Annotated in this window: 10 protein-coding genes; 2 read left to right on the top strand and 8 right to left on the bottom strand. The window is 39.9% G+C overall.

Translation table 11 applies throughout. The annotated features are described in order from the left end of the window. Window positions 1–60: 60 nt before the first annotated feature. The 6 genes from hemQ to VEIT17_RS01010 all read right to left on the bottom strand — a co-directional run bounded on the left by hemQ (window position 61) and on the right by VEIT17_RS01010 (window position 8,864). Entirely contained in the window at window positions 61–792 is a 732-nt protein-coding gene (gene hemQ / locus VEIT17_RS01035) for a hydrogen peroxide-dependent heme synthase (protein ID WP_129823600.1), read from the bottom strand. A 122-nt stretch (window positions 793–914) separates the two neighbouring features. Then, the gene (hemG, locus tag VEIT17_RS01030) at window positions 915–2,645 is read right to left on the bottom strand and encodes a protoporphyrinogen oxidase (RefSeq protein WP_178884312.1); all 1,731 of its coding nucleotides are present in this window, start codon (window positions 2,643–2,645) and stop codon (window positions 915–917) included. Beyond that, window positions 2,642–3,541, bottom strand: coding sequence for a ferrochelatase (hemH, locus tag VEIT17_RS01025; RefSeq protein ID WP_178884310.1), 900 nt, complete (start codon window positions 3,539–3,541; stop codon window positions 2,642–2,644). Before hemH ends, hemG begins: the two co-directional genes overlap by 4 nt. 4 nt (window positions 3,542–3,545) lie before the next feature. Continuing rightward, the gene (gene hemE / locus VEIT17_RS01020) at window positions 3,546–4,589 is read right to left on the bottom strand and encodes a uroporphyrinogen decarboxylase (protein WP_060923927.1); all 1,044 of its coding nucleotides are present in this window, start codon (window positions 4,587–4,589) and stop codon (window positions 3,546–3,548) included. A gap of 131 nt (window positions 4,590–4,720) precedes the next feature. Next, the gene (locus VEIT17_RS01015; protein WP_178884308.1) at window positions 4,721–7,603 is read right to left on the bottom strand and encodes an ATP-binding protein; all 2,883 of its coding nucleotides are present in this window, start codon (window positions 7,601–7,603) and stop codon (window positions 4,721–4,723) included. Beyond that, on the bottom strand, window positions 7,593–8,864 hold the full coding sequence (locus VEIT17_RS01010; protein WP_178884306.1) for a metallophosphoesterase family protein: 1,272 nt from the start codon (window positions 8,862–8,864) through the stop codon (window positions 7,593–7,595). The genes VEIT17_RS01015 and VEIT17_RS01010 overlap by 11 nt, the downstream gene beginning before the upstream one ends. A gap of 310 nt (window positions 8,865–9,174) precedes the next feature. On the opposite strand from VEIT17_RS01010, the gene bioB reads away from it, so the two are divergent. Further along, the gene (gene bioB / locus VEIT17_RS01005; protein WP_024066934.1) at window positions 9,175–10,203 is read left to right on the top strand and encodes a biotin synthase BioB; all 1,029 of its coding nucleotides are present in this window, start codon (window positions 9,175–9,177) and stop codon (window positions 10,201–10,203) included. Between the two features lie 118 nt (window positions 10,204–10,321). On the opposite strand, the gene VEIT17_RS01000 is transcribed toward bioB, so the two are convergent. Both VEIT17_RS01000 and VEIT17_RS00995 read right to left on the bottom strand, forming a co-directional pair. After that, window positions 10,322–10,684 carry a hypothetical protein gene (locus VEIT17_RS01000; RefSeq protein WP_005387626.1) on the bottom strand — a complete coding sequence of 121 codons (363 nt, stop codon included), beginning with the start codon at window positions 10,682–10,684 and terminating at the stop codon, window positions 10,322–10,324. Window positions 10,685–11,128: 444 nt separating this feature from the next. Continuing rightward, the gene (locus VEIT17_RS00995) at window positions 11,129–11,728 is read right to left on the bottom strand and encodes a TetR/AcrR family transcriptional regulator (RefSeq protein ID WP_178884304.1); all 600 of its coding nucleotides are present in this window, start codon (window positions 11,726–11,728) and stop codon (window positions 11,129–11,131) included. Between the two features lie 161 nt (window positions 11,729–11,889). Here VEIT17_RS00995 and VEIT17_RS00990 point away from each other — a divergent pair, with 161 nt between their 5' ends. Further along, window positions 11,890–12,675 (top strand): MBL fold metallo-hydrolase, encoded by a 786-nt coding sequence (locus VEIT17_RS00990; RefSeq protein WP_178884301.1) that lies wholly within the window; start codon window positions 11,890–11,892, stop codon window positions 12,673–12,675. Window positions 12,676–12,768 lie beyond the last annotated feature (93 nt).

Genomic DNA, 12,768 nt, shown 5'->3' with positions numbered 1-12,768 from the left:
TAGAGTTAAAGATATATATCGTCAAATTAGAATAAAGGGACTGCCAAGCAGTCCCCTTTTTTATCCAAAGATTTCTTCTAGTAGTGCATCGTCGATGATGGTACCAACGTAGAAGTCGCTGAAGATGCCGTATTTTGCACTGGCTACTTCAAAGCGCATATCGTATACGATTTTTTTGAATTGGATGTCGTCATTACTGAAGATTGTAATGCCCCATTCCCAGTCATCTAGGCCACAGCCACCTGTTGTAAATTCGGATAAAACGTCTAGGTATGTTTTACCAAGTTCACCGTGAGATTTCATCAACATGCCTCGTTCTTGTGGTGGTAGCATGAACCAGTTGTCATCACCTTCACGTTTTTTGCTCATGTTATAGAAGCAGATGTATTTGTCACGAGGTACATGAGGGTATAATTTTTGGTTAACTTCTTCTGTATCGAGTTTAGCTTTAACATAAGCACTTACTTCTGTTACAGATGTATAGGAATATGTTTGAACTAATACGCTTGCAATCGCAAGGCGACGGAATTTGCGTTCTACTTGTGCCAAGTATTCAAGGGATGGACCAAGGATCCATAGGATTAAGTCCCCTTTTGCACCATTACAATCATAGAATGCATAGCTACCTTCTTTAGCTTGATGTTTAGCTTCAAGGTCTGCTAAAAATGCTTTTAATTCGTTGCATGCTTCTGCTTTTTCTTCAGCTGTAAAGCAGTTCCATGCACTGAAATCCATAGCAAAGACCATGTGTTGGCTATGCCAACCTTCTACTGTAGGGATTGCTTTTCCCATTGTGATCACTCCTATCTATAGTGATTATATTAAAAGGATATATATCTATTACTTTAAGAATCGAAAAGACTCCATATACTATTATAGCATATGGAGTCTTTTCTTATAATTATTTATTAATATTAACTTTTATTACTATCCACAATAGACTGTACTAATTCTTTCGCTTGCTTCACACCATCAGGAATACCGATGCCATCAAATGGTGTACCAATGAGATGTAAATTTGGATAGTGTTTTGCCACATGTTCACGCACTGCTGTGATCCCTGCGCGATGGCCCACATTATATTGAGGCATGCAGTGAATGAGACGATTGATGCGCACCCATTCAGGTTGTGCTGCAAAATTCATAATGCGTTGAATTTCTTTTACTGCTAACTCTGAAAGTTCCTTATCATTGAGATGTTCTACTACATCATTACCAGGTTTACCAATAAAGACGCGCAATACGATTTTATCGTCAGGCGTTGTTTGAGGCCATTTTTGATTAAGAATAGTACACGCTGTAAGAGGTGTATCTGTGTTGCGTGTAATCAAGAGGCCCGAACCTTTTAAGTCACCATCAAAGGTAGCTTTATCAAAGGCCATAATAGCAATAGCACAGCTCGACTGTTCCATGGAGCGCAAGAAATCAAAACCCGGATCATCCTTAAACCATTGCGTATATGTGGCAGGCGGTGTCGCGATAATCACATGATCCGCCATAGCAGGAGCTTTATCAAGGAGTACCTCTATAGCTGAATCTGTAGTAGAATCACTAGCTTCTACCCTGTTCTCAGCATTAATAGACGCAGTTCTAATAGATTTAGAATGAGACTGACAGCCACAAGCATCGTTTCCAGAGTTCTCCACATCGATAGCATACATACCTTCAACATATCGAATATTAGAAACTAGCGTACCTGTATACAAGTGCACATTACTAGGCATGGCATCAACGATAGCGGTAATAACGCTTTCAAGGCCGCCTGTCAATTGGCGGAACATACCAGATTGAGCAGCAGTCCCCTTACGACTCGCCATATCCGCTTGAACCTTACTAGTTTGTCGGTGTGGACTAGTATTTGTGGCATGGCCAGAACTGTTTGAACTATTATTCGTAGATGCAGTTTGACTAGACTTTGCTTCATGGCTTTCGAATTGACGGTCTGTCATAGTCCCTTTACCAGCACGCGGTACGTCGCCTTCAGCTACGGCACCTTTAGCCGCTTTAGTAACCCCCGCTTTAGAGTGGCCCATCTTAGCAGCCATCATGCCTTTTACCATGTTCCCATATTTTTGTTCTACTTGAATAAAATGAGGGAATGTAGATAACAAGCTAATTTTATAAATGTCGCCGCCATAGATACCCGCCAATAGAGGCTCGATGAGCTTATCCATCATTTCTTGACCTAAATGGTATTGAAAGAAATGACCAATAGATACATCTCCATTTTTATCTAGTTGGTATGGCTTTTTAAAGTAATCTAAACCAGCTCGCAATTTGCCAGGCCAAGAAATAAGCGTTGCTTTCACAAAAGGCATCATTTCCGTAGGGATGCCCATGATAGAGCCCCCTGGAATCGGATGAATAGAACCTTTGTCATACACAAAGGCTTGCCCTGTTTCATTCGATACAAGGGTGTCCCCTAATCCGAGATCATAGACGAGATCCGTCATTTCCGTTTTACGGCCTAAGTAAGAATCAGGTCCGAGCTCTACCACGAAGTCATCGACGCGTTGTGTTTGTATTTTCCCACCAAATCGTGGTGCTTGTTCATAAAGAGTGATGGTCCAGTCCGGCTTTGCACGGCCTAAATAATAAGCCGCTGTCAATCCAGTTAAGCCACCGCCCACTATTGTTACATTCACGAATGAATCCTTTCTATTATTGCACTCGCCATCGCTTGCAAGAATGTTTCATCACAATTCGGCATTTCTGCACGCATATATACAGCGCCGCCAGCATCAACGAGTTCTTTACACTCTACATCATTATCGTACAATACCTCTACATGATTGCTTACAAAGCCAAATGGTACAAAGGCTATATGTATCGCACCACTACGCAAAGATTGATTGATTGCTTCCGCTACGGTTGGACCTAACCATTGCCCGTGAGGGGCTGCGCTCTGCCAAGCTACAGACCACTGTTCTAAATCGCACCGTTGAGCGATTTCTTTTGCACTTTCCTCTAAGGCCAAAGCATAAGAGTCTGCATTATGACTATTAATAAGAGGTATGCTATGAGCACTAAAAATAACAAATACATCTTTAGTGTCATTGATGCAGTCTGAAACTGCTTTCACCCAATACTCGATAAAGGAAGGTTGATCCCACCAAGCACGAATAACATCAAAGGTTACATCTTGAAAGTCACCAATTGCAGCCTGCACTTGCTTCTCATAAGCACCAGTACCAAGAGACGTAAAGAATGGGGCCGTTACGATAGCGATAATATGCTCTACACCTTGTTTGACTAATGTATCTACCGCATCAGCAATGGACGGCTTCATATGAAGATATCCGATGGCCGATGGTATGGATGGCAACAACGTAAGCAGTCTATTATATTGACGTTCTGCCATCGTTTGTAATTCTACGTTGGACCACTGACCAATGACATCATAACGATGGGTAAGATTTGCAACTTCAGCATCGGTCGGCACGCGACCATGACGAATACTCGTCATATATGGCACTAGATCATCCTTACTTGAAGGGCTACCATAGGATAAGAATAATAATCCTTTTTTCTCGATGTTCACTAGCTTACCCCTCTTGTGCCCATAATTCACGACTGCGTTCATGTACATAGTCTGTAAGCCAATGGAGCTTTTTAGGATCCGCCTCTGGGAATACGCCATGACCTAAGTTAAAGATATGACGGCCATAACGAACACCATCAAGTAAGATACGGTCCACTTCATGAGCTAATGTTTTTTCATCAGCGAATAAGTAGGCTGGATCGAGATTACCTTGTACCGTTTGCGTTACGCCTCGTTCATTAGCCATAACGATGGAGCTACGCCAATCAAGAGCGATTACATCCAATGGCAAATGAGACCAAATAGATACGAGATGATCGGTACCAACACCATTCATAGCCATAGGCAAGTGAGGGTATCGCTCCTTCACAGTCTTAATAATGCGTTCCATATGAGGATAAATACCTTGTTTATATTGGTCCGCATTCACTGCACCAACCCAAGAGTCGAAAATTTGTAATGCATTCGCACCGGCTTCGGCTTGCATAGACAAATATTCAATGGACATATCTGCTAACTTTGTCATCAATGCATTCCATACATCTGGTGCACCTATAAGCATGCCACGGGTCTTATTATAATTCTTTGTTGGTCCCCCTTCGATGAGGTAAGACGCAATCGTAAATGGTGCGCCACAGAATCCAATGAGCGGAACGTCGAGCATACCGGATGTTAATAACCTAATCGTTTTCCCGATATAATCTACCTTTGTAGGGTCAAAGGTATCTAATGTATCTACATCAGCCATGGAGCGAATTGGTGTATTAAACACAGGGCCCACACCCGCCTTGAGCTCTACGTTTACATTCATCCCTACCATAGGGCTCATAATATCCTTGTAAAGGATGGCTGCATCTACGCCGTATTCTTTTACAGGTAGCTCTGTAACACGAGCACACAACTCAGGCTCTTTTGTAATTTCAAAGAGCGTATATTTTTCTTTGATTTTGCGGTATTCCGCTTGGCTACGACCAGCTTGGCGCATATACCACACAGGTGTTACACCAGGGTTCTTACCTTGGATCATATCTAAATATGCTGTATTCAAGTACTCAACCCCTTTCTTTCTAATCAATACTAACACACTATGATAACTAAAACAGTTACTTTAGTTACATCACTTATAACGTTGTCATTACTATTCCCTGTGAAAGCTATATACCTTCACAGGGGTTACGTTTAATTGCGACTTAATCTATGCCGATCAATGCCTGTAACGGATTGAGCCATATCAAATACAGAGCGTTGGCATGTAAACAACCAGATTTGTTGGTTCTTGCCTATTTCTGCTAATAGTTCTAATGCACTACGTTGACGGTTTTCATCAAAGCGCACAAGAATATCGTCTAGGATAATTGGCAAGGATTCAACTTGGTAAGAGAATACCTTAGCTAATGCTAGGCGCAATGCCAAGTATACTTGGTCGGCTAAGCCACTAGACCAGAACTTAAGTTCTAAGCGTTCTCCATTGCCACTAACCAGTGCTACGCCTTCGTTGATCCCGAGAATATCAAAGGTATAGATACCGCCAGTCAAACGTTCTATATAAGAAGATGCAAGCTCTAACATATGAGGCTGTTTTTCTTGCTCATAGGACTGTTGAGCCTTATCCATGCAGTGGCTCATCAACACTTGGGTAGCCCAGTCTTCGAGAGCAGATTCTAATTCATTTTGCAGCGCTTCCCGTTCTTGAAGCATTTGGTGTTGCTCTTGGTCAGAACCTAGGGCACGCATAGACTCCACAATTTGACCACGGCGCTCATATAATATTGCCAACTTGTCTTCAATGGATGCTATTTCTCGTTCAGAATGCGCCAATTCATCAAGCCAATTATCCTTATTGTCTTCACGCAAGCGACGATAGAATAAATCTTTATTCTCTGCATCAGGAGCTAATAAATCTAACTGTACCTGACTTTGCTTGTAAATGGTTTGCCATTGCTTGTATTGGTCTTCATCGATAAGATGTTGACGATACTCGTTAGAGCTTTCCATGCCAGCCTTGTGCAATAGCTCTTGTTGACGAAGTAGCAATTCTTTTTCTTTGCGGTGCCAATTATCGTATTCATTGCGGAAGCTTTTACGTTGTGCTTCCTTTTGTTCCCATACAATTTTATTTTGTTGAAAGTTTTTATATTGGTTATAAATACGTTTTAACTCTGTAGGAGATACAGGAGCCTCAACACCAAGGTTATACCACAAGGTCATGGCTTGGTCTTCGATAACGCGTAAGCCTTCTTTGTGCTCTGCTAAGCGCTTTTCATAACCTTCAATAGTACGTAACTGTTCATGGTACTGATCGTACTCTTGTTTGAGACCGAAGAAATCATCTTCGTTAAGGCTCTTCGCCGCACCTTGAGGCAACCAATTCTGCCAAGCTGCAAGGGCTTCATCATAAATAGCTTGCAACGTATGACCTTCTTGGACCCAACGATCAAGATGCGCTGCGCCCTCTATGGATGGAATTGGACTCACCACAGGTGTTGTGGCTTTCACAAGTGCCTCTAACTGATGTTCTACATCAGATTTACGAGATGACAAGATTTGTAACTCATAATTCAATTTAGATACATCAGAATTGCCGTTATGACGTCTCCATGTAGCATACCAGAACAATGCCATAGATAGGATTAATAGTACAAAGCCGCCAATCGTATAAAGTACAGACTCTAATACTAATAAGCCTGCTAATACGAGTAAAACGCCAATCACTGCAGCTACGCCACTAATGCGTTGTAACCACTTTGGCAAATTACTCGGTTGTGCATCAGGACCATAGCTATCCCGTTTTTCTGTAACTCGATCAATATCCATCAAGATAAGCTCTAGTTCACGTTCGAGATGCTCTTTTTTCGCCAAATCCTCTTCACTGTAATTTGGTAACGATGCTCCGTCGAGATTGGCTGCTGGCAAATCATCAGAGGCCTCAGCAGGCTTGCGATCTTGCCAATGTAATAATTGATCTTTAGCAGTGCGCAAGCGACTTGCTAAGCGCTCACCTTCAAACCAATTCACATCATCGGCCATCGGTTCATCATCACGCCATGCAGAATGCATGGATCGAGAGAATTCTAATTGTTCTCGCACCTTGAAGATGTACGCATCCCCTTCTTCACACTCCCGGCGCAATTGTTCCCATTTAGCCCCTTGTTGGATGAGGTCTTCAATATCTTGACCATACGTACCAAACGGACTATCAGGACTAAAGTTGGCTGGCATCAAAGACGCTTCCTTTTCTTGCCACAACTGCATATTGTCTCGAGCTCGTTTAATTTCCTCATCGATGCGAAGGAACTCATCACGACTCAAGGCAAGCTCGCTATTGTACTGTTGCATATGCATACGCGCTTCTTCGCTACGGCGATACGTATCCCACGCGCGCAATACCATATCTATACCGTCGCGGTATTCCTTCCACTCTTGCAACTGCCCTTGCAATTCTGCCTCAGTCTGCTCAGTACTGTGAAAGACCTTTTGCAGTTCTACATATTGCGTTTCATGCTCGGCTAAATGGCTTAACTTTTGACGATTTTCTTTAAGTTCATCCATCAACACGTTGATGCGGCGTTTACCATTAGAGGAAGCTACTAATAGATCAGTAGCGCCTTTTTCCACATCTTTTACAACCGAGCCTAAATGCTCGCCCCCTTCAGCACCGAAGAAGCGAGACCGAACCTCTACCTCTTGTAGAACATCGAGACCTTGTAAATCATCAAGAGTCAATCCGAAAATTCGATTATATGTTTTTTTATCAATACCATGCCACCAGTGTTGAGCTGGCTCCTCATGAATGGCTGGATTTCCTGGACTGTAAAAGTCTAGTTGTTTACCCTTACGACCAATGTAGTAGCTTTCACCATTACGCTCTACATCAAGGGCACCCGTCATAGGCCCATAAGCCTTATGCGTACCACCGAATAAAAGGGTGCGCATCCCTTCAAGAAGAGATGTTTTGCCACTTTCATTAGGTCCATACATGAGCTGAACACCATGATTTCCCGTAGTGAAAGACCAGTTGTGATACGGGCCAAATTCATCAAATCGTATGCGTTTAATGTTCATCGTTAGCCCCCATCAATACAGTAACACCTTCAATTTCACAGCGCTTCAAGGCGCGAAGCAATAATTCATCACTCAACAAATCGGCATATACACCTAAGCGTTTAAACTCAGGTCGTTCTGCCAAAATTTGACGTACCGTCTGTACCGCATTGCCATCAACCATATCATCATAGGCGCGTAAATAATCCCCTACTACATCGGATAACAATCTACGTTCAGCCAAATTAATGCTAGGTCGCGTATTACAGATCATGCGATAAGGCATAACAAATATAGACTTGCTTTTCTCTTCACTTTGGGACTCTTGCAACCATAATTTGCGCACACCTTCTTGTGTACATAAACGATGCAACGGACCAGTACCTACGAGAACAATGGAAAGCAAGATATTTTTCTTATATTGCTTACGGAGATTCTCTTTTTTATGGCGTAAAATTTCTAAAAATTCTGCTTCCGTTTTCATGCCTGCAATATCAATTTTGATTTCTTCAAAACGGATTGCACTTGTTTCAATGAAACGAGGTTCACAATGACCATTATGAGATACAGAGACGAGATAGCACCCCTTAGCGCCTATTTCCTTGCGGTGTAAACCTTGAGGATTACCGGAATAAACAACAAGAGGTTCCTCGCTAAGAACTTGAGATTTGTGAATATGTCCTAATGCCCAATAATCCATAGCCGCCTCTGCAAGATCAGTTAAACTGCATGGACCGGTCACATTATGGTTTTCAGAGCCTGCACTAGAACCTACCGTACCGTGCATGACAGCCAAAGAAAACTCATCTCGTTCAAAGGCACGGTATTGGCGCGCATAATTGTCGCTTTCATTACCATGGCCACAGCTAATGCCGTAAACGCCACCAATTTCTATATTGTTAACAATTAATGGGAAACGTTGTACTTGTTCACTAGAGAATACATGCACATTATCCGGCATCTGCAATTGAGCCTTCCAGCTTTCAGCAGGATCATGATTACCTTGCACCATATATACTGCAATGCGATGTTCCGCCAAACGATACATGGCGCGCACAAATCGCACCTGTGCCTCTAGATTATGATCTTCGCTATTATAAATATCACCAGCTATGACAACGGCATGAACATGCTCATCAATAGCAGTGTCAATAATTGTATCAAAAGCTACATAGGTAGCTTCGCTCACGGCGCGATCAACGGCGCGGCTAATACCTGTAGCATATTGAAAGGGTGCCCCTAAATGCAGGTCACCACAGTGTATAAATCGAAATGGCTGCATCTATATCCACTCCTTGTATTAGTACTTTTATTATAGTTATATATAGTAATTACAATATTTTATTATACTACAAAACCGTAAAGATTACTTAAAAATAACTATCAATCAATCTATCAAAATAGATACTAAAATATAGTATCTCCCATTAGATTTAAACTATACGCCTTACCTGTATTAAAAATGGTCTAAAACCTACTGCGACATTTTTGTTAACTTAAAAATACATTAAGTTGACAATTTATACACGAACGTTTACAATCAAATTGTCAATATTTTATGTTTTTATTAAGTTAACAATTAGGAGGCTATTATGGCTTTGCCTACAGATCAACAACCATCCCAGGTGGGAACATACGAAAAAATTCTTACCATAGCTAATCGTATTATGCATGGTGGTGAAATTACTAAAGAAGAAGCAATCGAGTTAATTCATACATCTGATGATGATACGATGATTCTACTTGCTATGGCCGATAAAATTCGCCAGCATTTCAATGACAACTCCGTGGATGTATGCGCCATTGTAAATGCACGATCTGGCAAATGTCCTGAAAACTGTAAATTCTGTGCCCAATCTGCCCATCACGAAACAGGTGTCCAAGTATATCCATTCATGGATGATGAAAGCATCCTCGATGCGGCGCGCAAAGCTAAAGAAGCAGGCGCTATTCGTTTTTCTATCGTAACGAGTGGTCGTAATACTAATAACCCAAACGAATTTAACCAAATTATTCGCGTATTAGACCGTATTAAAAACGAAGTAGGTCTCGAAATTTGCTGTTCTCTTGGTTTGTTAACTTACGAACAAGCTCTCAAATTAAAAGAAGTAGGTGTAACTCGATACCACTCCAATATCGAAACAGCACCTAGTCACTTCCCAGATATTTGTACAACCCATTCCTACGAAGATAAAATGTCTACTATCGATAATGCTCAAAAAGCAGGTATTCGCGTTTGCTCTGGCGGCATCCTCGGGCTTAATGAAACATTAGAACAACGCGTAGAGATGGCATTCGAGCTTAAACGTTTGCATATTGACTCTGTACCACTCAACATTTTAAATCCTGTTAAAGGTACACCATTTGAAAGTAATAAAGCATTACGTCCTCTAGATATTTTACGTACCTTCGCTGTGTTCCGTTTCATCTTGCCAAACGCATTGATTCGTACAGCTGGCGGTCGTGAAGTAAATCTTCGTGACTTACAAGCTTATGCTTTAAAAGGTGGCCTTAACGGCATCATGGTTGGTGGCTACTTAACAACTGGTGGTCGTTCTCCACAAGACGATCTCCAAATGATTCAAGACTTGGAGCTAAGTCGCAATTCTGCCCAAGTTTAAATTTTCGTATATACCATTCTCATTTGAGGATGTTGTATATAAAAAATATTCCTAAGATTTATAAATTTTTTACACATATAAAAAAGAACCATCTAGTTTGCTGTGCTAGATGGTTCTTTTATTGCCATAATAAATTATAAATGGCTTGACCATTTGTATTGCCTTCAATAGGTTCTGGGTTTTCATTATACTCTACATTTTCATAAGGTGTACCGTCTGCCATGTACGCATCTACCTTTAACGTTTCCATGGTGCGATTATATCTACTTATATACACTTTATATCGCAATTCGTCGCCACCCAGTTCATTGACCCGCAGCCACAAAAGCGCATCATAATCACTTTTTTGAACACTGTCATTGTCAATAAATAATTGGTTTCCTGACGCATCTGGTCCAACATAATACCAGTCCGTTGCGTTAGCGGTCCCCCCTATACTGAGTAGCCACAAAAGGGACAATATGGTTAATATTTTCCTCATATGACTGCTCCTCTCATGCCTTAGAGCTGTATACTTTATAAAACTTTAATAGCCATTAAACCTTTATAAAATATACAACTTCTCCTTTATATATAATACCAAAATTGCCCCATATTTATCAACAATAATTAAACTTAATTATTATCTTTTTTAGAATTTCAAGAAATTAAAAGAAATTTCTTAAAAAATTTCATTTTCAACTCATTTTTTGTTCTTATAATGACAATGTCAAATGATAAATAGAGGTAACAATTCCCTGGTTACCATACGTGTATTTATCTCCCGACAAGTATTACTAACCCCAAACCTACTACTTGTTTAAATACATGGTTCATTTGATATTAATACTAACACTCCCCTTACATGAAAAAAGGACTCCAGTTGGAGTCCTTTTTTCGTTGTATAAAACTTTAATGAATCTCAAAATATAAGCGTGTATAAATTCTATCTTCTTTGTAATCCACGATAAACTAGTTCAAAAATAATTTTCTGAGCTTCTAACCACTCATCACTCTGAGACCACTTATATTGTTTATTAACAGCATATAGACCGTGTACTAAAAATACAAAAACAGATACCCCAACATCAAACGAAATACCAAGAGATTCTGCTATAACGAGCCCTTGTCGATCTTTTTCACGTCCTATAATGCGTTGTAATACATATTCTGAAATTTGTTCATCTAAAAATAAAGGTAAATACTTTTTATGTCGTATAATACGCTGACATAAAGGCAATCTATCAAAAATAGAATCGTATGCTTCTCTCAACGAAACAGAATTAGAAGCAGCTGATAAGGCTTTAGCTATAATTTGTAAATTATTATTATCTACCATTCCTGGGCGTGAATAGGAAATTGCATCATCCACTAAATCATCAACAATTTCCATGATATTGCTATAGTGTAAATAAAAAGTAGAACGGGTTATACCCGAAGCTTTACACAACGATGTTACTGTTATAGACTCAAAAGAATTGTTTGCTAAATAACTAAGCAAGCCTTCTTTTAACAACATACGTGTCATTTCTTTTCGAGTTATCATATAACCTCCAATATAGACACTTTTATACAATGTGTCTATTAATAAACATAGTGTTAATTATTGTTGAGACTAGTATAACAAAACAAGGTACACTAGTTCTAGAGATTACAAATAATAATCTATTCAATTAAATCGACAATAATTTAATTAAGGAGATAACTATGACACAATATACTCACATTCGAAATGCTACAGGAAAATTAACAATAAAAAATACAACATTCCTTATTGATCCATTTTTAGCACCAAAAAATACTTATCCTGGCTTTGAAGGAACATTTAACTATCAACAAAGAATGCCTATAGTTGATTTACCTCTATCAATGGACAATCTATTAAGCAATGTAACTGCAGTGGTAGTCACACACACACATCTTGACCATTGGGATGATACGGCAATTAATGCTATTCCAAAATCACTTCCTATTTTTGTACAAAATACAGAGGATAAAGAACTTATTACTTCACAAGGCTTTAATGATGTACGTATCATTTTTGAAAGTCTAGAGTTTAATGGTATTACATTAAGAAAAACAGGTGGCTCTCACGGCACGGTAGAAATGTATACGAATCCAGATCTCGCGCAATTATTAAGCGATGCGATGGGCGTTATTTTTGAAGCACAGGACGAACCAACAGTTTACCTTGTAGGCGATACAATGTGGACAAGCGATGTAGACAAAGCACTGCATCGTTTTGACCCTAACGTTATTATTATGAATACAGGATATGCTCAAATTTTAGGCTTTGAAGATAGTATTATTATGGGTACAAAAGATATTGGCCGCATGGTGGTACGCAAACCAGAGGCTAAAATTATTGCAGTTCACATGGATACAGTTAATCATACTGCAACAAGTCGTAATGATGTGCGCAAATTTATCAAAGGCAACAACATTGAAAGCCATGTAGCAGTGCCTGAAGATGGTGAAACCATCACACTTTAATAGATCTAAAACAATTAGTACATTATACTACGGCTAATACAAGTCTAGTAAAAAATCTATCCATAAACAATAAAAAACACCCTCTTAATTCTA

The organism is Veillonella nakazawae, from assembly GCF_013393365.1.
Taxonomy (GTDB): Bacteria; Bacillota; Negativicutes; order Veillonellales; family Veillonellaceae; genus Veillonella; species Veillonella nakazawae.
Note: the sequence above shows the minus strand (reverse complement) of the source record. Positions and strands in the feature narration are given on the sequence as shown.